The organism is Vibrio sp. YIC-376 (assembly GCF_052353105.1).
Lineage (GTDB): Bacteria > Pseudomonadota > Gammaproteobacteria > Enterobacterales > Vibrionaceae > Vibrio.
The window spans coordinates 51,820-74,219 of sequence record NZ_JBBWFK010000014.1; the positions used below are offsets into that span (position 1 = coordinate 51,820).

The 22,400-nt window shown below is 43.4% G+C and carries 21 protein-coding genes; 11 read left to right on the forward strand and 10 right to left on the reverse strand.

The window, feature by feature from the left end; all coding sequences use genetic code 11:
* Nucleotides 1-15: 15 nt before the first annotated feature.
* From WJM94_RS20445 to coxB, 3 genes are read right to left on the reverse strand one after another with little or no spacing between them, the layout of a single operon-like run.
* Nucleotides 16-558 (reverse strand): cytochrome c oxidase assembly protein, encoded by a 543-nt coding sequence (locus tag WJM94_RS20445; protein ID WP_444496020.1) that lies wholly within the window; start codon nt 556-558, stop codon nt 16-18.
* Between the two features lie 16 nt (nt 559-574).
* Nucleotides 575-2,215, reverse strand: a complete 1,641-nt coding sequence (gene ctaD / locus WJM94_RS20450) for a cytochrome c oxidase subunit I (RefSeq protein ID WP_444496021.1) — start codon at nt 2,213-2,215, stop codon at nt 575-577.
* Entirely contained in the window at nt 2,212-3,375 is a 1,164-nt protein-coding gene (gene coxB, locus WJM94_RS20455; RefSeq protein ID WP_444496022.1) for a cytochrome c oxidase subunit II, read from the reverse strand. Before coxB ends, ctaD begins: the two co-directional genes overlap by 4 nt.
* 311 nt (nt 3,376-3,686) lie before the next feature.
* Between coxB and WJM94_RS20460 the strand changes: the two genes are divergently transcribed.
* The gene (locus WJM94_RS20460; RefSeq protein WP_444496023.1) at nt 3,687-5,381 is read left to right on the forward strand and encodes a phospho-sugar mutase; all 1,695 of its coding nucleotides are present in this window, start codon (nt 3,687-3,689) and stop codon (nt 5,379-5,381) included.
* Between the two features lie 84 nt (nt 5,382-5,465).
* Here WJM94_RS20460 and WJM94_RS20465 read toward each other — a convergent pair whose 3' ends face one another.
* Nucleotides 5,466-6,098: a LysE family translocator gene (locus WJM94_RS20465; protein ID WP_444496024.1), complete on the reverse strand. Its 633-nt coding sequence runs from the start codon at nt 6,096-6,098 to the stop codon at nt 5,466-5,468.
* 244 nt (nt 6,099-6,342) lie between these two features.
* Here WJM94_RS20465 and WJM94_RS20470 point away from each other — a divergent pair, with 244 nt between their 5' ends.
* From WJM94_RS20470 to WJM94_RS20480, 3 genes are all read left to right on the forward strand, one after another.
* Nucleotides 6,343-7,170: an AraC family transcriptional regulator gene (locus WJM94_RS20470; RefSeq protein ID WP_444496025.1), complete on the forward strand. Its 828-nt coding sequence runs from the start codon at nt 6,343-6,345 to the stop codon at nt 7,168-7,170.
* A gap of 84 nt (nt 7,171-7,254) precedes the next feature.
* A complete protein-coding gene (locus tag WJM94_RS20475) occupies nt 7,255-7,965 on the forward strand; it encodes an AzlC family ABC transporter permease (RefSeq protein WP_444496026.1) in 711 nt (236 codons plus the stop codon).
* Entirely contained in the window at nt 7,965-8,276 is a 312-nt protein-coding gene (locus WJM94_RS20480; RefSeq protein WP_444496027.1) for an AzlD domain-containing protein, read from the forward strand. Before WJM94_RS20475 ends, WJM94_RS20480 begins: the two co-directional genes overlap by 1 nt.
* Here the strand turns inward: WJM94_RS20480 and WJM94_RS20485 are convergent.
* Entirely contained in the window at nt 8,273-8,887 is a 615-nt protein-coding gene (locus WJM94_RS20485; RefSeq protein WP_444496028.1) for a fumarylacetoacetate hydrolase family protein, read from the reverse strand. The genes WJM94_RS20480 and WJM94_RS20485 overlap by 4 nt on opposite strands.
* Nucleotides 8,888-9,222: 335 nt before the next feature.
* Here WJM94_RS20485 and WJM94_RS20490 point away from each other — a divergent pair, with 335 nt between their 5' ends.
* Both WJM94_RS20490 and WJM94_RS20495 read left to right on the forward strand, forming a co-directional pair.
* Nucleotides 9,223-10,194, forward strand: a complete 972-nt coding sequence (locus WJM94_RS20490; protein WP_444496029.1) for a porin — start codon at nt 9,223-9,225, stop codon at nt 10,192-10,194.
* Between the two features lie 586 nt (nt 10,195-10,780).
* Nucleotides 10,781-11,395: a glutaredoxin family protein gene (locus WJM94_RS20495; protein ID WP_444496030.1), complete on the forward strand. Its 615-nt coding sequence runs from the start codon at nt 10,781-10,783 to the stop codon at nt 11,393-11,395.
* 82 nt (nt 11,396-11,477) lie between these two features.
* On the opposite strand, the gene WJM94_RS20500 is transcribed toward WJM94_RS20495, so the two are convergent.
* The 3 genes from WJM94_RS20500 to WJM94_RS20510 form a co-directional block, all read right to left on the reverse strand.
* Nucleotides 11,478-11,612 (reverse strand): hypothetical protein, encoded by a 135-nt coding sequence (locus tag WJM94_RS20500; protein WP_444496031.1) that lies wholly within the window; start codon nt 11,610-11,612, stop codon nt 11,478-11,480.
* Between the two features lie 125 nt (nt 11,613-11,737).
* On the reverse strand, nt 11,738-12,085 hold the full coding sequence (locus WJM94_RS20505; RefSeq protein ID WP_444496032.1) for a hypothetical protein: 348 nt from the start codon (nt 12,083-12,085) through the stop codon (nt 11,738-11,740).
* A gap of 180 nt (nt 12,086-12,265) precedes the next feature.
* The gene (locus WJM94_RS20510) at nt 12,266-13,459 is read right to left on the reverse strand and encodes a multidrug effflux MFS transporter (protein ID WP_444496033.1); all 1,194 of its coding nucleotides are present in this window, start codon (nt 13,457-13,459) and stop codon (nt 12,266-12,268) included.
* A 105-nt stretch (nt 13,460-13,564) separates the two neighbouring features.
* Here WJM94_RS20510 and WJM94_RS20515 point away from each other — a divergent pair, with 105 nt between their 5' ends.
* Both WJM94_RS20515 and WJM94_RS20520 read left to right on the forward strand, forming a co-directional pair.
* On the forward strand, nt 13,565-14,452 hold the full coding sequence (locus WJM94_RS20515; protein ID WP_444496034.1) for a LysR family transcriptional regulator: 888 nt from the start codon (nt 13,565-13,567) through the stop codon (nt 14,450-14,452).
* Nucleotides 14,453-14,706: 254 nt separating this feature from the next.
* A complete protein-coding gene (locus tag WJM94_RS20520; protein WP_444496035.1) occupies nt 14,707-16,527 on the forward strand; it encodes a putative bifunctional diguanylate cyclase/phosphodiesterase in 1,821 nt (606 codons plus the stop codon).
* 64 nt (nt 16,528-16,591) lie between these two features.
* Here WJM94_RS20520 and WJM94_RS20525 read toward each other — a convergent pair whose 3' ends face one another.
* Together WJM94_RS20525 and WJM94_RS20530 are read right to left on the reverse strand one after the other, a co-directional pair.
* Nucleotides 16,592-17,887, reverse strand: a complete 1,296-nt coding sequence (locus WJM94_RS20525) for a peptidoglycan DD-metalloendopeptidase family protein (RefSeq protein WP_444496036.1) — start codon at nt 17,885-17,887, stop codon at nt 16,592-16,594.
* Nucleotides 17,888-18,010: 123 nt separating this feature from the next.
* Nucleotides 18,011-18,640: a hypothetical protein gene (locus WJM94_RS20530; protein WP_444496037.1), complete on the reverse strand. Its 630-nt coding sequence runs from the start codon at nt 18,638-18,640 to the stop codon at nt 18,011-18,013.
* A 287-nt stretch (nt 18,641-18,927) separates the two neighbouring features.
* Here WJM94_RS20530 and WJM94_RS20535 point away from each other — a divergent pair, with 287 nt between their 5' ends.
* The 3 genes from WJM94_RS20535 to WJM94_RS20545 all read left to right on the forward strand — a co-directional run bounded on the left by WJM94_RS20535 (nt 18,928) and on the right by WJM94_RS20545 (nt 22,156).
* On the forward strand, nt 18,928-19,335 hold the full coding sequence (locus tag WJM94_RS20535; RefSeq protein WP_444496038.1) for a GFA family protein: 408 nt from the start codon (nt 18,928-18,930) through the stop codon (nt 19,333-19,335).
* Between the two features lie 234 nt (nt 19,336-19,569).
* Nucleotides 19,570-20,241: a YoaK family protein gene (locus WJM94_RS20540; protein ID WP_444496039.1), complete on the forward strand. Its 672-nt coding sequence runs from the start codon at nt 19,570-19,572 to the stop codon at nt 20,239-20,241.
* Nucleotides 20,242-20,791: 550 nt separating this feature from the next.
* Nucleotides 20,792-22,156: a YjiH family protein gene (locus WJM94_RS20545; RefSeq protein ID WP_444496040.1), complete on the forward strand. Its 1,365-nt coding sequence runs from the start codon at nt 20,792-20,794 to the stop codon at nt 22,154-22,156.
* Nucleotides 22,157-22,400: the final 244 nt, after the last annotated feature.

Below are 22,400 nucleotides of genomic sequence, written 5' to 3' on the forward strand. Positions count from 1 at the left end.
TCTCTCCATGAGAGGTTAACTGCCTTCCATCGGAGGCAGTTTGTAGAGTGTGTACGACAGCGTTAACGTATTTATTGAGTCAGGCACATCCGGCTCAATGTAAAAAATCAGCGGCATTTGGGCATGTTGATTGCCATCCAGAGGTTGCTGGTGGAAGCAAAAACACTCAATCTTATTAAAGTAAGCCGCGCCAATGCCTGGAGAAACCGAAGGCACAGCTTGTCCAACCAATTTGTGACCGCTTTCGTTGTACGCAAGATACTCGGTTTGCACAACCTGCCCGGGATGGACATCCATCGAGATAACTTTTGGTTTAAATTCCCAAGGCATATCCGGACTCACGTGTGCCATAAATTCCACACGGATGGTCCGGCTCATATCTGGCACCATACCGGCTGGCTGAACTGCCGCCACTTCATTGGTTTTGCCGTTAATCCCCAACGTATCGCACATAACGTCATATAAAGGGACCAGCGCGAACCCAAAACCGAACATCATTGCCGTCGCCATAAGCAACTTGATGACCAGTTTTCTGTTGGATGGGTTTGACTTAGTCACAATCGCCACCTATCCGTTAATCGATTTTAGGTGGTGTAGTGAAGGTATGATGTGGCGCCGGACTTGGTACTGTCCATTCCAGACCCTCAGCTCGCTCCCAAGGTTTCGCGCTGGCTTTCTCACCACCACGAATGCACTTAATCACCACCCACAAGAAAATCAGCTGTGAAAGGCCAAAAGCAAAACCACCTATGGATACGATTTGATTCACATCCGCAAACTGAATCGCGTAGTCCGGAATTCTTCGCGGCATACCAGCCAGACCTAAGAAATGCATCGGGAAGAACAACACATTGACGGAAATAAGCGAGCACCAGAAGTGCAACAGACTCAGCTTGTGGTCATACATATTCCCTGTCCATTTCGGGAGCCAGTAATACGCTGCCGCCATAATGGAGAACACAGCACCGGTAACCAGCACGTAATGGAAGTGTGCGACCACAAAGTAGGTATCGTGATACTGGAAGTCGGCTGGAACGATAGCGAGCATTAACCCCGAGAAGCCACCAATCGTAAACAACACAATGAATGCAATCGCAAACAACATTGGGGTTTCAAACGTCAGTGCACCGCGCCACATAGTTGCAACCCAGTTAAACACTTTCACTCCCGTCGGCACCGCAATCATCATGGTGCAATACATAAAGAAGATTTCAGCAAACACCGGCATACCGGTTGTAAACATATGGTGTGCCCAAACAAGGAATGACAACAAAGCGATACTGCAGGTCGCATACACCATCGAATGGTAGCCGAATAGCTTTTTACCACTGAAGGCAGGAATAATCGCCGAGATGATACCAAAAGACGGAAGTATCATGATGTACACTTCAGGGTGGCCGAAGAACCAGAAAATGTGTTGGAACATGACAGGATCACCACCACCAGCGGCATCAAAAAAGCTGGTACCAAAGTATTTATCCGTCAGCACCATGGTTACCGCACCAGCCAAAACTGGCATTACTGCAATAAGTAAGAATGCGGTGATTAACCAGGTCCAGACAAACATCGGCATCTTAAACCATGTCATCCCCGGCGCTCGCAAATTAATGATGGTCACGATGACGTTAATCGCCCCCATGATCGAGCTAATTCCCATGATATGTACAGAGAACACAAATAAAGCCGTACTATCGGGACCAAATTTCGTAGAGAGCGGTGCATAGAATGTCCAACCAAAGTTAGGAGCACCACCAGGTAAAAACAATGAGCTTAATAGAATGAGAAACGCAAAAGGTAATATCCAGAAGCTCAGGTTATTCAGACGAGGTAATGCCATGTCTGGCGCACCAATCATCATTGGGATCATCCAGTTTGCTAAACCCGTAAACGCGGGCATCACAGCACCAAATACCATGACCAGACCATGAACCGTGGTCATCTGATTAAAGAACTGAGGATCCACCAACTGTAACCCCGGCTGAAACAGTTCTGCTCGAATGACCATCGCCATTGCGCCACCGGTAAGGAACATCGTAAAGCTGAACCAAAGGTACAACGTGCCAATGTCTTTATGGTTGGTCGAATACAGCCAACGAGTAATCCCTTGTGGTACATGATGAAGATCATGATCATCATCAAGGGCTATGGTTGAATTCGCCGAGGTTTGCGCCTCAATCGGCGCTGACTTTATGGCCTTTTCTGCTGGCTTGCTCATATTTCCTCCTTAGCACTCTTTTGTGCCTTAAAGGCATTGACGTCAGATGCTTGAACGGTATCTCCAGTGTCATTACCCCAAGAATTTCGTTGATAGGTAATCACTGCTGCGATTTCTTGATCACTTAACTGGTTAGCAAAAGATTGCATGGCAGTTCCCGCACGGCCATTCACAACTACGCCAATATGTTCAGTCACATTACCGGTTGCCACAGGGCTGCCTTTAATAGCAGGGAATGCACCGGGTATACCTTCCCCACTAGCTTGGTGACAAACAGCACAGCGAGCGGTGTATATCGCTTCACCTTGTGCCATTAACTCATCCATGGATAAGTCTTGTGTTAATGCCTCTTGTGCTGCGGCTTTCTGAAGCGATATTTCTTCTTTCTTATCGGAAAGCCATTGGTCAAACTCGTCTTCTGCCATCGCATGTACAACAATTGGCATAAATCCGTGTGCGCGACCACAAAGCTCAGCACATTGACCTCGGTATACACCTGGCTCATCAATTCTTGTCCATGCTTCATTGATGAATCCCGGTATAGAGTCTTTCTTCACGGCAAAATCCGGCACCCACCACGAATGGATGACATCGTCAGAAGTGAGAAGAAAACGGACTTTGCGATTGACCGGAAGTACAAGTGGGTTATCCACTTCGAGTAGGTAATGCGCTCCCTTGGTCTCGATTCCGTCGATTTGTTTCTGACTAGTAGCGAGAAGGCTGTAAAACTCGACGTCTTGACCAAAGTAGTTGTAATGCCACTTCCACTGAGAGCCAGTGATTTTGATGGTGATATCCGATTGGCTTGTATCTTCCATTGCAACTAAAGTTTTCGTTGCAGGAATCGCCATCGCAACAAGAATGATGATAGGGATAACAGTCCAAATAATTTCCACTTTTGTGCTTTCATGGAAATGAGCGGCAACTGCTCCTTTTGATTTGCGATGACGGATGATGGAATAGAACATAACACCAAAGACAACGAGGGCAATCGCACAGCAAATATAGAAGATCAGCATATGCAATTCATAGACTTGCTCACTGATCGCTGTGACCCCTTTAGTCATATTGTAGTCATTGTCTTTTGACCATCCGTAAGAGGAAAATGTGATTAAAATCACATTCAGTGTTAAGGCAAGAGTAGTCGCTAATCTTTTCAAAAGATCTCTCCTCTGCTCAGCCGCTACGCTTACGCGAGCTTCCTTGCGTCCCGATGCAAATATCGAACAAATTTACGAAAAATCGCAAAAAATGCGATTTCAACATGGTTTGTTATATTTATGTTAAAAGGCTAGTTATAGTTCTAAGGTTCTTCAAGAAATAAAATGAGAATAAATTTTGTTTGAACATGAAAATAAATTCGGTTTATCGATTGCCCTCTTTGAACTGGAATTAAGAACCATTTACATTAAATGCAAGCTATGACGTAAAAGTCTAAACAGGTAGGTTCCCCACCTAAGGAAAGAGAGACATGACCACAATAATTGATCAATGGCTAGCACGAGACCCTGATCCTAGAACTCGTGAAGAGCTGCAACATCTCGTCGATACAAGTGATCAGCAAGAATTAACTGACCGCTTTGGCTCACGCCTTGCTTTTGGTACAGCAGGACTACGTGGCAAAGTTGGCGCAGGGCCTAATCGCATGAACCGCCTAGTAATTCAAGAGACTGCAACTGGGCTTGGTCACTACCTGATTGAGCAGGTAAAAGATGCGTCTTCTCGTGGTGTTGTTATCGGCTACGACGGTCGCCCGGACTCCAAACAGTTTGCGCACGATACGGCGTCTGTACTAACTGCTCTTGGCATCAAGGTCTACCTGACTCACAAAGTGGCAGCGACTCCGATTGTTGCGTTTGGTGTGCGTACATTGAACGCTGCAGCTGCCGTTGTCGTGACAGCAAGCCACAACCCCCCGGAATACAATGGCTTTAAGGTCTATTGGGAAAATGGCGCGCAAATTATTCCACCGCACGACTCAGGTATTGCAGCGAAAATCGACGAAGCAACCACTAAACCGTTGCCATTAATGGCATTAGACGATGCTAGACAACGTGATTTACTGGTTTGGCTAGAAGATGACTACTACCAAACCTACCGTAATACAATGAACGAGAACGCATTGTTAACGCCAGATAAAAATACGGATATTTCTATCGCTTACACTGCAATGCATGGCGTGGGTGCCGATATGGCAGAGACCCTTTTGGCTGACGCAGGTTTCGCGAAAGTGGCAAGTGTAGCGCAACAACGGGAGCCTGATGGCACCTTCCCAACTGTCAATTTCCCAAATCCGGAAGAAGCTGGCGCGATGGACATGGTGATGGCACTGGGTAAATCGGTTGATGCCGATATTGCCTGTGCTAATGACCCAGATGCAGACCGCTTTGCTGTTGCGGTGAAACGTCCTGATGGGGAATACCAAATGCTGACGGGTGATCAGGTTGGTTCATTATTTGGTGACTACTTACTGGAACAGCAACCAAACGCTTTGGTGGGTAATACGATTGTATCTTCTCGTCTACTGAGCAGCATCGCAAAAGCACATGGCGCAGAATACTACCAAACCCTGACTGGTTTTAAATGGCTGACCAACGTAGCAATGAGTAAAGAAACTGAGCAACACCCATTCTTGTTCGCCTATGAAGAAGCATTGGGTTACACCGTTGGCAATAAAGTCTGGGATAAAGATGGTCTCTCTGCGATCGTTGCCTTCTCTCAGTTGACCGGAAAACTGAAAGCACAAGGTAAAACGGTATGGGATAAGCTGGAAGCACTTTACCGCCAGCATGGCTTCTATTTCAATGCGCAACGCAGTATTGCGTTAGACCCAAAATCTCCACCAATAGGCGACAAGCTACGCACAAATCCGCCTAAGGATATTGCAGGTAAAAAAGTGGTGATCTCAGAAGACCTGAAAACATTAGTGAGAAGCTATGACGACGGCTCAGAAGAAGCTATTGACTTACCATCAAGTGATGTTCTGATTTACCACTTGGAAGATCAATCTCGAGTAATCGTTCGTCCGTCAGGTACAGAACCAAAATTAAAATGTTACTACGAAGTCATCACAAACTTCCCAGATAACATGACCTACGAGCAAGCACAGCAAGCTGCAGAAGCGAAGATGAATGAGCTTATCGAAGCTCACCAGAAGAGCTTGTAAACAAGGGCCTTGTGATACTGAAAAAGAAACCGCCAGCAATAACTGCTGGCTGTTTAGTTGAAATTGCTATTGTTATTGCATTTGCTACACCACGAAACTACTCAACATCCAAAGCGCAAGTATCACGAATATAAATCCCATTAATTTATGTTGGTATGTTCGAAATTTATCATTTTCAATCAATCCCTTACCAACTGTACCTGCCAACGCAACTAACAACAGATTAAAAAGAAGCCCCATCACATTAAGCAACAACCCTAGCGCCAGCATTTGCTCACCAGATGTAGCCGTAATGTTGCTTGAAACAAACTGAGGCAAGAACATAACAAAAAATACTAACGCTTTTGGGTTGAGTAAGTTGCTCATCAAAGCACGCTGGTAGTATGTCGATGCCATCTGACTCATTTGATCAAGTCCAGGTGCCTCAGAGGCTTGAGCTCTCATGCAGTCCCAACCCATTTTTAGTAAATAAGCACCGCCCAACAAGTGCAACACTTTAAGTGCTATCGGGCTCATGGCAATAAGGGTGGACACACCCATCGCGGCCAGCAGAGTTAAGATCACGCCGGAGGTCGCATTACCTAAGCTAGCAAACAGTCCAACTTTCTTACCGTAGCTCATACTTGAGCTAGCAATCAGCAGCATGTCAGGACCCGGCAACAGAAGTAAGGCAATAACGGCGGTGAGATAAACGGGAAGTACAACTAAATCAATCATAGAGGAATAGGATTACAACAAAATGGCGCAGGATTTTATCCCAATCAAGAAACCATTAACAATAAATATATTCCATTTATTTTTTAATTTTCAATATTAATAATGGTATTGGTTAAATAAATCAAACCATAAGACTTTTGAAAACCATCTCGCCAAGTTTAAAACACATAGCAATTTTGTACAAAAATAAGCACCATAGATTCGTTATACTCTCCATTTGGTTCCTCTAGGTAAATGAGACATCATGAAAGAAAAGAAAAAGGAAATCGCGACATTCAAGATTGCTCAAGAACTTGGTGGCTTAGAACTGCTCGATGCGAAATATGAGAAACAGCATTTTTCTCGCCATAGCCACGAAGGCTATACCATCGGAGTGATAGAAAAGGGAGCGCAAAAGTTCTTTCGTACCGGTGGAAACCACATAGCGCCGCAAGATAGCATCATCTTGATCAACGCAGATGAAGTACATAGCGGCCATTCCGCATCAGAAGGTGGCTGGGAATACAAAGCCATGTATCCTGTCCCTGAGCAATTTCAAACCCTAGGGAAAGAGCTTGGTTCTCCTAACATTGCACTTCCGTACTTTCCTCAACCGGTGGTGTACGATCCTGATCTCGCCAATCAGTTACGTCTGGTCTTTGACACATTAGAGAAGTCTGACAATCGACTGCTTAGAGAAACCTTGATTTACGGCACATTGATCAAACTGGCCAGCAAGCACAGCACCCACCGGGCGCCACTTCAAGAATCGACGAAAGCACAAAAACAGGTAATGTTAGTTAAAGAATTTTTGGAAGACTTTCCTCAAACCGACGTATCGCTGGAAGAATTATCCAAGCTCGCTGCGCTAAGCCCTTTTCATTTGCTCCGAGAGTTTCAAAAGCAGTTTGGCTTCCCTCCTCATGCTTTTCAGATTCAACAACGTCTACGAATGGCTAAGAAATTGCTCAAACAAGGTGGGAAGATTTCTGATGTCGCTCAAGAGTGTGGTTTTCATGACCAAAGTCACTTACATCGTCACTTTAAGAAAGCAATAGGTGTGACCCCGGGTCAATTCGCTCGTTATTGTTAACCTCAGCAACTTTGTACAAGGCGCGTAATGTTACTCGCGCTACCTTAGGTATAAACCTGATCTCTGGATAAATAAGAACTTACTATGGACAATACTTTGCCTTTAGAAGAAGAATCAAAAGCCTCACTGTTTTGGCAAGGCACAATAGCCATGATGCCACTTAGCATAGCGGTACTCCCTTGGGGTTTACTCGCTGGCTCATTTGCTATCGATATTGGCCTTCATCCCCTTGAGGGACAAGCGCTTTCAGCCATCTTATTCGCAGGCTCCGCGCAACTGGTCGCGATGGGAATGATTAAAGCAGGCGCTGGATTGGCTACTATGCTGTTGACCACCCTTTTTATAACCTCGAGACACTTCCTGTACAGTGTATCTATGCGCAGCAAGATCTCACCGCTTCCCCTGAAATGGCGCTTATCCCTCGGATTTCTGCTAACCGATGAGTTATTTGCCGTAGCAGGTCATCATTCAGATAAACAGTTCAACCGATGGTATGCATTAGGTGCGGGTTTAAGCTTCTACGTCTTTTGGAATTTCGCCACCCTAACGGGAATTATAGCGGGCAGTATGATCCCTGAACTCAATGAGATGGGACTTGAATTCGCGGTTGCAGCGACATTTATTGCCATTGTCGTGCCAACCATTAAGAATGGAGCGGTTCTGGCAAGTGTCGTCAGTGCCTTGGTGAGCTCAGTTGCTCTTGCTTACTACAAGGTTGAGGGCAGTTTGATGATATCGAGCATTTTGGCGATGTTAATCGGGTACTTAGTTGAACAAGTTAAGGAAAAACGCTAATGGTTATGTTGTCCATCCTGCTTATGACGGCATTGGTGTTCACCAGCCGGTATTTGTTTCTTGAGCCTAAGCTTCCACTTCGACTGGGCGCACGTACTCAAAAAATCTTGAGTTACGCGAGCCCTGCCGTTCTGACCGCGATTTGGGCACCCATCGTTTTTATTCCCGAAGGTGAACTTGGTTTGAGCTTACAAAATCCGTTTTTGCTTGCCGCCATTATCGCCGCTGTCATCGCTTATCTGACCAAGAACGTTTTGTTGACCACGATTATCAGTATGGTTGTGTTTCTTCTGCTGAGAGTACAGCTTTAATCCGCAACCCACTCCGTTTCCAACAAGGTGACGTCACCACATTTTAAGCGACCAAGAAAGACGTCACCTTGATGCACTTCCCCCACACCTTTTGGCGTTCCAGTCATGACCACGTCGCCATTTTGCAACGTGGTGTAGCTGCTTAGCTCTTCCAGAATCGTAAGAGGTGGGTAAAGCATTTGCTTCACATGACCTTTTTGTACATGAACACAATTGATCAAAAGTTCGAGATTCAGGTCTTTGATATCAACGCCTTCAAGGGAAACGAAACGGCTTAAAACTGCAGAACCATCAAACGCTTTAGCACGTTCCCATGGCAGCCCCTGCTTTTTCAATGTCGATTGCAAACCTCGCTTAGTCAGATCCAGTCCCAGACCAACAGCTGCGTATTGGCCATCTTGAATCAAAAAGCAGATTTCAGCTTCATAATGCAGAGGCTCTTGGTGAAATGACCGTAAAGTCGTCGATATCGATGTTGAAGGCTTATTGAATACGACCATTTGGTCTGGTATCGCGTTATCTAATTCGTGTATGTGCTCTACGTAGTTACGTCCCACACACAACACCTTACCCACTGTGACTTTTTTATCTTCAACTTGAACTACATTCATTGCTCTTCCCTGCAAAACAAAAACATCAACATAATCTAACCCTTAGGCTAACGACACTAAATCGCATACCCGAATAGTAAAAGCAAGAGATTCAGCTCATTTTGAGTTTTATGTCACCAATCTGAAGCAAACATTTCCTCACGTAATAGTGTTCAGTTTGCACAGCAATGACCTCCTAGTGAGTAAAGTGCATATAAGTCAGCAACTTACTAGAAATAAAAATGAAATAAAATCATAACACTACAGAAATCTATCTTTCATTTTCACGGTTTACCTTAGCGTCATCAACACATCAGGCAAGAAAGCCCATCTATAACAAATAAGGTTCTAAGAAAATGAAAAAGGCAGCACTAACTACCGCGATTCTTACAGCATTGGTAACAGCACCATCTTTTGCAGCAACTGTTTATTCAAATGACGGCACTGAACTACAAGTTGGCGGTCGTGTTGAATTCCGTGGCGACTTCATCGGTTCTGGCGGTGCGGAAGTTGAAGGTTCAATGAAAGATAAAAGCCGTGCTCGTGTAAACCTTAAAGGTAAAACTGACATCGGTAATGGCCTATCTGCATTTGGTGTTTACGAAGCAGAACAAGACACTGGTAAGAGTGAATTTAAAAACCGTTACATGTACGCTGGTGTAGACTCTGAAGCAGGTGCTTTCTCAGTAGGTAAGCAGGATATGGCTGCGGTAATCATCTCTGACATGTCGGATATCACTGAGTTCTCTGGCGTTCAACAAGCTATTGATTCATCGTCTGAAAGACAAGACAGTGTATTTGCTTACCGTGGTGAGTTTGACGCTCTACAAGTTCAAGCAACTTACCAAGCAAACTCTGACGACGACCAAGACAAATACGGCATCTCTGGCATGTACTCTCTGCCAATGGGTCTAGATTTTGGTCTGGCATACTCAGGCGGTGATATTGACGCGGATAACTCTGAAGACCAAATCCTTGGTGGTATCGCTTACTCTCTCGATAACCTTTACCTTGCAGGTACTTACTCACAAGGTCAGTTGTCTGATTCTGAAGACTTCACTGCTTACGAATTGGTTGCAAGCTACAAAGTGGCTAGCCAAGTAACGATTGCAGGTCTTTACACTTACCAAGAAAACGATCTAGACGGTTCAGGCAAGTACGATGCAGTTGATGGTTTCGAGCTAGTTGGTTACTACAAACTAAACAGCAACTTCCGTACTTACCTTTCTTACTACTTCAACCAACTTGATGAAGAAAAAGATCAAGACACAGGTTTGGTTACTGAAGGTGAAGACACACTACGTCTAGGCGTACGTTACGATTTCTAATTCTCTCTTGTCCTAGAGTGAGTCCTTGGCCGGCATCTTTGTCGGCCATTTTTTGATCTAAGAAATACTTTCTCGAATTCACTCTGTTTATTTAACCTGTTTTCATTTACTTGCGCTAAATACCCACAAACTCTTCGTATTACTCTGCCCTCTTTTAATGCAATTTATCACTGACTTAGTGCATATCTTCTAAGTGGCATAAGCAACAAAAATATATATCCCTATATATCAATAAGATAAAAGTTGGCACGCGAACTGCAATATAGATATTGCAAATGCATGGCAGCGTTTGTGCTTCTCGTTCTTTGTACCTGTTTTAACAGGCACGTCCTTTGAATTGGTAATGTGGCCTCCTTATGGGAGGCATTTTTTTTATTGGCGCAATGACCAATAGAACGTATGATCCGCACATTCCCAATGTTCTGAAATACTCAATGAAATCATCATACTACTTAAGGTACTGCTTGGACTCTAAAGGCAAGTTTTGCTTTCTTCACAGATAGGGAGAGTAAAAGTCACATTCAATTGAAAGAAAAATCTAGCTCTTGAGTTCTATATTTTCAGAGAAGGAAATGAGGAACATCGTATGACACAACCCATCAAAATCACACTCTATCGCTGGGCGGGTAGCTGGGGGCCATTCAAAGTAAGCATCCCTTGCGGTGAATGTACGCTCACGAACGATATTTTAACCGATACCTTTAAAAATGAGTTGTCGGATGTGCCAATAGAGTTGGAAATAAAAGATTGGTTATCCCATTGGTGGGAGCCGTTAAAATCAGGGGCTTGGCACGCCCCTATTGTAGTTGTGGAAGGTAAAGTGATCAGCCAGGGCGAAGCACTAAACCGAGGAGCCCTAGTGCAATCCGTTATTTCTGAGTGGATTAAACGTGACCAACTGAAAGGGAACATTGTGTACGGCAAAGCCACGTGCCCGTATTGTAAAAAGGCAAAGCAACTGCTTGATGACGTGGGTCTGGACTACCACTACTACGATGTTGTTAAAGACAGTGCAGCACTTTACAGGATGATACCGGAAGTAAAAGCCATCATTGGTCAAAAAACACCAGTGACAGTGCCACAAATTTGGCTCGAAGGGGAATATGTGGGAGGCGTTGATAACCTCGAAAAGTGGTTAGCGGCAAAGGGGTTAGATAAGGTTCCAAATAACGTTGTCGAGATACCGAGCCAATCCGCTTAGTACTTGTTTAAAATAGCACTCGTTTAAAACAAAATCGTATCTGAAACAAAAAGCCCTGATTAACAAATCAGGGCTTTATGTATTAATTCGCTAGCTTTTTCACTAAACGAGCAAAAACAGAAGCTTTTTTCTTCTTCGCTTTACCGTGAAGTGCTTTGTGCATTGCATCTTTAGCAATCATTTGGCCAATGTAAGCGCCACCAAGTTCGTTATTCATGACCTTCTCCTGAATTTATTCCTTTAGGCTATGTAGTAATATTACACCACAAAAAGATAAAAACAAGATCTAAGTCACAATAAACCGTAATTAAATTTCACCAAGTACTTAGATACACGTCATCACTAGCGTTTTGGCTGCTGATACGTTTTCCCAGCGGCAACATAGGTATCTTTCTGTTTGATTTCAAAGAAAGTTTCAAAAAACCAAGCAGCAAATTTGATCAGATGATCCCCTTCGTTCATTACGTGTTCAACGTATTCTTGCTCTTCCCCTGAGTCATCGACTTGAGTAGTAATATGGTAAATGCGTTTTTCACCATCCACTTCTGCGAGCCCAAACTGGCCCGTTAGAGATTGCGCCGCTTGTGCAACTTCTTCTTCCTCGCATGCTTTAAGTAATTCAAGCGCTTTAGGCATGCTTTCTTGTTGGGTAATTTCTTTTACCAGCGTTTCAAATTCGTTTTGTTGCATTCTTTCACCTAACGATATCCAGATAAATTGTCAGTATGCAAATAATGATAGTTGAGTGATTGATACAAATCGTTTGGTATTGGTGATACATATCAAAATGACTCACTCTAAAAATAGCTTGCTACTATGACTCGGTTTGCTGCGCATTTTAGGAAGGTGGTGCAACCCTTGCAAGAAGAATCAACCCGAAGCTTCAGCTTGTACCGAATCTCTGGAATATCTATCACCTTGGTTTAAAACAAGCACAAAACTAGAAAGCACAGCTATAGCGAAGTAAAACAGGCCGAGTTGTTTCTGATTAGTTACCCAAGTTTCCACCAGATACCCGCCAAGAAGACCTGCCAGGCACATTTGGATAGAGCCAGATAACGCCGACACTGCACCAGCCTGACTCTTATGTGGTGAGAGCAGTAAAGTTATCGAAACCGGGAAGGACAATCCTTGTGCAAAGCTCAAAAACGTAAACGCGATAAGTAATGAGTGAATGGTGAAAGATGAGAACAGCAAAACGCTACCGGCTACCGCGACAATAGTGAAGCTGATCATCAATATTTGCTGTGCTTTAAATCGAGTGTTAATGGCGTTGAGAACCAAGCTACCCATTAACAAACCAATAGAAGGAATGATCATTAGAGATCCATAGTCTGCCGTGCTCAAGCCAAGTTCCTGCTGCATCAAGAACGGATACAAAGAGAGCGTCACCAGAGCTGACAGATAGCTCAGCCAATTATAACTCGCACTGCCGATGACTTGTTTGTCCGTCAGCAGTTTCAAATAGTTCGTGCTCACTTGGACTATATTAAAACTGCGTTTGGGATACGGTAAAGTCTCTGGCAATACCATAAAGCCAAGCAGAAAAATGGCAACCAAATACACAAGTACGAAGGCGAATACTGCCTGCCAACTAAAGTGGAAAGCAATCCAACCTCCAAATAGAGGGGCAACGATTGGCATTACTGAAGCGGTAACCGAAATATAAGAGAGTGCTTTGGTCAGGTGAACGCCATCATAGCTGTCTCTTAATACAGAGCGGCCAAGAACCGAAGCACTTCCCGCCCCGAGTCCTTGTAGTAATCGACCGGCCTCAAGAGAAGTAATATTGTCTGCAAACACAATGCAAATAAAAGTTCCCGCCAAATACACGCTTTGTCCGAGAAGGAACACAGGTCTGCGCCCTATTGAATCAGACAGAGGACCATAAAATAACTGTGAGACACCGAATCCGACCAAAAACAAGGTGACGAGTTTTTGAATAGCGTCTTGCTGTAATGCGAGGTCATGTCCAATAAGCGGTAACGACGGAAGATAGATACTCACACCTACCTGACCTGTAGCTATTATCATCATCGCAAGTAACAACGGCGTTTTACGCAATCCTCTCTCCTATCCTCTGACAAACTTGGAGCAGACAGTGTATATTGGACGCTCTAAGATGATAATCAGATAAATTGGAAAGGAATTGATTCCCAGGAGGATATAGTGGACTGGATTCAAAGCGTACAAAGCTATATTCGTGTCGTCGAAGAAGGCAGCTTCAACGCAGCGGCTCGAAAACTCAACACAACCAGCTCTGCAATCAGTAAGCGTATCCAATGGTTGGAAGACAAGGTTGGTGTACAGCTTCTAAAACGAACCACCCGTTCAATCAGCCAGACGGAAGCTGGCGCACTATTTTATGAAAGAGCTAAAAGTCAGCTCGACTCATGGCAATCCGTTTTAGACGAGACACGTTCGGTGAACCAATCACCTGCTGGGCTCTTAAAGATAGGCGCTACACTTGCGGTGGGCTCAAAGTTTCTTGTTCATTATTTGGATGACTTCCTCGAGAAATACCCAGACATAACACTACAGTTAACGACAACTCTACCCGGTCAGCTTCCTGAACTGAGCTTAGATCTCTTTATTAGTCGTGAGTTAGAACAGCTTAACTCCCTAAGTTTCAAGGCCAGCCCTTTGTTTGAACACAAAGCGCAGTTTTACGCAGCGCCAAGCTATTTAGAGAAATATGGTACTCCGGAGAGCGTCGAAGATTTAGCCAAGCACAACGTTCTAATCTGGGGAGAGAAACCCGTTAGGGAAATTAAAACCAACAAGCGTCAACGTATCACCTTGTCTGGAAACTTCGCGACAACAAACCCTGAAGCATTATTTCACGGAGCCAAGCGTGGCATGGGGATACTAATGACCAACAATGTCATGATTAAAGATGATCTTAAATCTGGCGCTTTAGTGCCAATTTTGCCTGAAGTCACGGCAGATGAAGCTATCGTCTATGCTTATTATCCTAAATTAGACTATCAACATACTCGTACACAGTTGTTCCTCGATTACTTGAAATCTCGTTTAGAAGAAGAGAAACGAATGTAGTTTTATTTAGCCTGACAAGTTTCCAAAAAGTGAATCTCTCACTGCTGCGCCGACAATACTTTGAATGAAGGAAAGAAAAATTGCCTGACTATGACACTTCGAAGCAGCTCACTTATTACTTTGGTCAATGACAAAGTTTGAAAAATTCAACTAAGTAAACGATAGTTTGTCTGATACGTATCAAATATTAAGTGCTCGCGAATAACAACAAACAACACTCGATATTAAATAATCAACGTTAGGTGACGTGTACAATGGATCATGTACAAATCAGTTTGCAAAAGCTTGCTGAAATATTGAAACTGAGTGGTAGTGCTCTGCTTAACAGAGTGATATTAGATATCCATCAACAGATACAGAGTCATTGTACCTGTATCGTAGAGGTGGCTCATCTTCAGCACTCCGCTCACACAATATCCGTCGCTAGCGGAGGTAAAATTGAAGATGACCTAATTTACCCACTTTCTGGTACGCCTTGCGAGGAAGTGGTGAAGGATATCGGCGAACAGATATTCTATAAAGACTATGTCTACCGCTACGTCTCTGATGAGGGAATGTTTCTAGATGACAATGTAAGGGCTTATCTAGGGTTACCACTAAAAACACAAAATGGCGATGTTCTCGGCATCTTGGTATCGACTTTCGCTCGCAGTGTCCCAGATAATGAAGTTAAGCCCATACTGGAACTTCATCGCTTTTATGCCAATGTCATCATTCATAGCTTGCGAGAGAAATGGGTCAGTGAGCGCTCTGACAAGCTTCTAAATCAACTGAGTTACGAAGTCTCTCATGATAATCTAACCGGACTGCTAAATCGTAGTTGTTTAGCGGATACGCTAGAGACCTTAACACACCAAGCCACACACCCATTTAACCTCGCTTATCTTGATATAGATAACTTTAAGTCGATTAACGACATCAATGGCAACTACATTGGCGACCAGATTATAAAGTTCACTGCAAATATAATACAGCAAAGCTTGTCATCACCCGATAATGCATTCCGAGTGGCTGGCGACGAATTTGCCTTTATCACCTTTGACGAAGATCCAGTGGCTATCTGTCAACAAATTCTGGATAAGATCGAGGCTGGATACAGCGATAAGTCAAACCGCATCTCCTTCACGGTTAGCATAGGCATTGCACGCTCTCCCATTAAAATGCTGAGCAGTGATGAACTCATTTTAAACGCCAGCCTAGCACTAAAAGATTGCAAAAAACACAGAGATACGAGAATTCAGCACTATGACAACCAGTTGAGTGCGCTTTATCACCGTCAAACTCAACTCATTGAGGCCATCCGAACCCAATTAAAAACGAGTATTTGCGACAATCAGGAACTGTTTGTTGTCGTGCAGCCTATAGTAGACGTCACGAACAATCGCTGGGATTACTTTGAAATTCTGGCTCGCTGGAATAGCAGTGTATTAGGCACCATCTCTCCTACCGAGTTCATAGAAGCTGCTGAGCAATCGGGTTTAATCGTTGAACTCGGAGAACGTATCATTGAGCTCGCTTGCATCGCCAAACAAGAATTGGAAATGAAACTCGGATACAAAGTGAAGCTATCGATCAACTGCTCCGCTTACGAATTAGTTGATTCAAAACGCTATATCAACCACTTAACAAACATGGTTTCAAAGTACCACCATTCGGCCAATGACTTTGTCATCGAACTTACCGAAACCGTTCTTCTATCTCTGAGTGGTCGTGAGCAAATGGTTCTCAATTCTTTACGCTATCTGGGATTTAAAGTCGCCTTGGATGATTTTGGTACAGGCTACTCTAGCTTGAATTACATCCACAACTACCCTATCGACAGCATAAAAATAGACGCAACGTTTGTTAGGAATATGCTTTCCAATAGAACTTCTGAGCAAGTGGTCTTGTTGATCGTGCAACTTGCCCAATTGCTCAACGTCAGCCTAGTGGCCGAAGGCGTAGAAGACGAGAAGGCATCGAAAAAGTTGATAGAAATGGGATGTCATTTCATTCAAGGTTATTTTTACGCTAAGCCAAACCGCGTCACTGAAATGGTAGCTTTGATTAACAAACGACAAGCTAAAAGTGCATAACAAAAAAGGCCAAGCAGTGCTTGGCCTTTTAATTCTCGATTATTCATTAAGATGTATGTCTGTATTAAAGAACCACTTTCTCTTTGTTCTTCAAAAGCTTATCCATCTCATCACGGTTAGCAATGAAAGTTGCCATCTCTTTATTCGGTACAGAACTCGCCATTGGAATACTTGCTCGCATAGCGTTCACCGGGCGACCGTATTCAATCAACTCGTAATGAAGGTGTGGACCGGTTACCCTACCTGTTTTACCAGAAAGGCCAATGCGTTGCCCTCTAGAAACTTTGTCGCCTTTCTTAACTAAGATCTTGCTCAAATGCAGGTATCGGGTTTTGTACTTGCTGCCGTGCTCGACCACCACGTAGTTACCCGCATAAGGGTGTTTACGTGTCATGATAACGGTTCCATCACCCGTTGATACGACTGGTGTACCGATCGGAGTGGCGAAATCAGTACCGTTGTGTGGTGCAACTCGACCTGTCACAGGATGATGGCGACGCGGGTTAAACCCAGAGCTGACACGCCAACTGCGACTAACCGGGTAACGCTGGAATGCACGTTGCAGGCTCTCACCTTTGGCGTTGTAAAACTGGCCATCTGTATGCAGGTAAGCGGTGATTTCACGACCGCGGTTATAAATCTTAATCGCTTCGATTTCATTCTTGCCCGTCGAGACACCATTGATACTTTGAGCACGTCTAACCACTTCAAAGCGGTCACCAGCACGAAGATCTCGACCAAAATTAAGTTGCTCTTTCAGCAGCGTCACTACCTGACTAATCTCAGCAGAAGTTAAACCTAGACGACTCGCTGACGAAGAAAAGCTCCCCTGAATGACACCGACTAAAGGTTCCTGATTCCAAACACCCGGAATAGAAATGTCGGTAAAGTCATAGCCGCCATCGCTGTTTAGCTCATAAACTACTTTATCTGCAATAGAGAATTGCAGTTCCATTTTAAGTAGTTCACCTTCGATATCATCACGCCAAAAACGAAGAGTATTACCTGGCTTTAGTGTATCTAATGCAAGGTAGTTCAAATCCGTTTCCATTACTTTCATAAGAGAGCTGTAACCGAAACCGAGCTGACTAAAAATCGTACTCAGATTATCACCGGCCTGGATTTGATATTCGAAGTTTGGTGGAACGACAACTTCTGTAGTTGCAGTTGTCGTTGTCGCATCAAGAATTCTTTCAACTACCTTGGATTCAGGCAGATTTAAGGCAATGGTTTTCGTTAATGATGACTCTTTGAGAGAGTGAGAAACACCAATAGCGACTAACACGGGCAAGGAGTACAACAGCAGCGCTCTACGTCCTGTCAGATTCGGCAACCGTCTTGTAATTTCATTTGTAGACACGGGAATTACTTTCTCCTTTTAAACATGGGACATAGCTTATGCATTCCCGCATAAGAAATCACTATGAAATTTTGAGATCTAGCTCAGAAAACACTTATTTTTTACAGAATCAAAATAAATTCATCATTGTTGCATATGTAAGAAATTTCCGACGCGCGTAATTAATACAGAATTTAATTGTTTTGGTGTTTCTGCCATCGCTTGATTAACATCGTGCGTCAGATAAGAAATTTCGATATTAGTGTCATCATGCCACTGCAATTGGTTAAATTTAATACGGTCACCAATGAAGACACTATCAAGTAATATCACTCTGCTTGGTACTGCATCAAATTTGAACAGACCAATATAATAAAATGAACCTGTACCTTGTGTAGTCACGATCATAGGCGCGACGATCCAAGGCTCTTGGTTAATCTGTCGCTGTACAATAAACTCAGTCGGTAACAGAACCTTGCCTTTCGTCGCTCCAGCATCATAGTTGCCAATCAAATAGCCAAGCTCCTTATCCCACTCCTGCAGAAAACTCACCGCATTTTGCTCTGGAACCTGAATTGTCCATGGGTTTGAAGATTTAATATTCAGAACTTCCGAAACAATAGAATTAGATTGAACTTCGTTGTTTGGAAACTTGTTCAATATTTCGTCATCAGATAGGCTAAATCGGTAAAGACCAGCAACAATGACGACGATTAATAATAGAATGGGAATGAGAAGAATAAGTGGAATAGGCAAAATTCGGTTACGAGCCATGAAGACTTCCTTGTTTTTATGTTCTGTATCTTTCGCTCGGAGTATATACCAATTAATGATCCATAACCCGAAAACGTATATCCCTTTAAAACTTCAAATGTTTCAAAATAAAAACGCCCTATTCAGTTCAAATTTTGCACGATACAAATTCACGACAACACGCTTATATTCTAGTCGCACTATCTGGCTTGTGAATAATGAATCAGATTGCATATAAGGCAACGATTTGAAGTCAATTGGGTATAAATGTCCTAAACTATTTTCTGGGAAATTGAAAAGTAATTAAGATGCCGAAGACAAACATAATCCACTCGTGTGAATGTGCTTGCGGTTTGGTTCAGCTTCGCTGTAACGGTGAACCAATACGTACATCCATTTGCCACTGTTTTGAGTGTCAAAAGCGAACAGGCAGTGTATTTGGGGTGCAAGCACGCTTCAGTAAAGAACGTGTCATCTTAGATGGTGACGTGATTAGCTACACCAGAATCAGCGATGATGGGAATGAAGTTCGATACGAATTCTGCCCTTCGTGTGGGACGACCATGCGTTTGCTATTGCCTGCAGCGCCAGAAATCGTTGTTGTTCCCGTCGGGTTATTTGGTGATAAAGAGTTTCATCGCCCTACAGTATCTATTTATGAGGAGCGAAAACATGGCTGGGTAAGTTTCGAGTGCACCTTAGAGCACATCGAATAGCCAGGCTGATGCTGACTTATTTCCTTTACTCCTACTGTAAGCTCGATGTAACCGTGATTTTCCGGTAAGCACCTCAATACAACGCTATTATGTACACTCAATAACCTCATGGCCTTGCGATAATTTTCCTATTTGAGTTTTTTTTGAGACTGATCAACCCAGTTGTACAGTAAGGGGTTTCGTATCTGCGTATGAGCGCTATAATCGTCTCCTAACATTTGGTGAGGTTTAATTGTGATTTCAAAACTTCCTCGTTGGGTGGAATATGGCGCATTTCTACTTGCTCTCCTCGCGGGCTGCGTCAATGCCGTAGGTCTTCTCGGCTTTCAACATCAAGCGATAACGCACATTTCCGGAACCGTAACTCAGCTAGGGAACAGCTTACTAACAGGTATGGACAGCTCCATTCACCTGCTCTTTATCATATTCAGCTTTTTAATTGGCGCTACATTCAGTGGCTTTTTTATCGAAAGTAGCGCGTTAAAACTTGGTCGGCGATACGGTGTCGCGCTTTGTATAGAAGGAAGCCTGCTTCTTTTAAGTTTGGGCTTTTTGGTGCAGGGTAATGTGTACGGCCAGTACTTAGCTTCTGCCGCATGTGGTTTACAAAACGCTATGATCACCACATTCAGTGGTGCCGTAATCAGAACAACGCATATGACAGGAATCATTACTGATCTTGGAATAATGATTGGTGAAAGCTTAAGGGGACGTCAATTCGACCGACGCAAAGCGAAGTTGTTAATATTTATCTTTACTGGATTTTTATTAGGGGGTATTGCGGGTACAGCGCTCTTTACTGTGTACGGTCTACACACTTTGATATTTCCAGCTCTGTTGGCATTTAGCACAGCACTCATTTATTGGGTGTATCTATATACGCTTGGCCGCCAACAAACACCTTGATATCACTTAAGTTCAGACAAGATACATGTAAAAATTCATCAGCATAAACCTTGCGGAGGTCGAGCAAGACATCAAAAGACCCCAAGTGAATACCTCCGCATCTGTCATACAGTAAAACACTACTGCGATATCAATAGAGTATTCTCGCTTTCCTGTCGCTCATTTCGTCCATCAAAAATTGCTACATGTAAGTGATAAAACCCTACTTCGAGTATGCCTAAGAATGGAAAACATCCGAAAAGCGACGCGATAAAGATCACAGTTAATCGACTTTTTACAATTCCAGTCACACTGCTTCCCATATTTATCTTCACAAAAGTTATTTGATGATACAATTTTCTAACACGAGCAACATATTCTTATACAGAATTACTTTATTTAACGAATTTTCCGACAAATCGACTGAATAAGTAAATGTATTTAATGAATAGTATTGCAATGGATGTAGTTTGCGGGTACCCTCCGCAACCTGCGATTAAATACGGATGTTTAGTGAATATTTATGTCATGGACTATGACAGGTATTGACTAGTAGTAACACGAGACAACTATGCACAATCACACTAATGCTACTGAAGCTCCTAAGAGCAACTTCTGGATGTTCTTAATCCCATCCTTAATCGGCCTCCTACTTTTTATGGCTCCTATCTCTTATGATGGAGATCTAACTATTCCGGTTGCGGTCATGGCTAAAGTCATTCCCGCTGTATTAGGCGATGCACTGATTGCCATTATTACAGGAATCATCGCTTTTATGGCTGTCGCTTCTGTTCTTTGCAAAATCTTCCAGCCTGCTGCGATTCTTCGAAATGGTTTCCTTAATGGTTTGTTCAACCCTTCTCCACTTTGGTTAATTGTTCGCCTTATTGGTGCTGCAGCCGTTCTGATGACTTTCTTCCAGATTGGTCCAAAAGCAGTATGGGAAGAGAACACTGGTGGTCTGGTTCTTACCGGACTATTGCCGACACTATTCGCGGTATTCATCTTTGCTGGCCTATTGCTTCCACTATTGCTGAATTTTGGCCTTTTGGAACTCTTTGGCGCACTTCTAAGTAAAGTAATGCGCCCTGTATTTAACCTACCTGGTCGAAGCGCTATCGACTGTATGGCTTCTTGGTTAGGGGATGGCAGTGTAGGTATCCTTCTGACCAGCAAACAGTACGAGAACAAGTTTTACACCCAGCGTGAAGCTGCTGTAGTGGGTACAACATTCTCTGCAGTATCGATTACTTTTAGTTTGGTAGTAATTGCTCAGGTACAACTAGAGCATTTATTCCTGCCGTTTTACGGCACTATCTGCCTTGCAGGTGTTATCGCTGCGGTAATCATTCCTCGCTTACCACCATTGAGTCTGAAGAAAGATCGTTACATTGATGGCAGCAAACCTGATAAAGATGCTGATGCAGTACCTGAAGGCCATACAACGTTCTCTTGGGGTATGGATTTAGCTCTGAAACGTGCATCTGAAGTAACATCTTTCCAATCTGTGTTCAAAGAAGGTGTTCACAACGCGATTGACATGGTATTCGGCGTATTACCTGTCGTTATGGGTCTTGGTACTGTTGCTCTAGTAATTGCAGAATACACTCCAGTATTTGAAATTCTGGGTCAGCCTTTTATTCCATACCTAGAGTTGTTACAAATTCCTGAAGCAGTTGCAGCATCGCAAACTATCGTTGTAGGTTTTGCTGACATGTTTATCCCAGCAATTCTGGCAGCGTCAATTGACAATGAAATGACTCGCTTTGTGATTGCAGCAATGTCAGTAACTCAGCTTATCTACATGTCTGAAGTTGGTGCCCTACTACTAGGCAGTAAAATCCCAGTAAACATCGTAGAACTGTTTGTTATCTTCATTCTACGTACCCTAATCACTCTACCAGTGATTGCTGGCGTCGCTCACCTGATCTTCTAATATCAGAATGCTTACATAGAAAGGCTCCGTATCGCGGAGCCTTTTTTATACATACCGTCATAGTCCCTCCTCCAGATTTCTGTTCCGTCGAAGCCACATTTAGACGACAAAGTAGTCAGGCGACAGATGGATATCGCCTCCGTTATTTTCAATTTTTATTCCCTACAATTGCATAGCAACATTTGTATTGTAAATGCCTCTTATCGTAAGTAATTAAAATGAAAGCAATAAATGAAAAACTTAC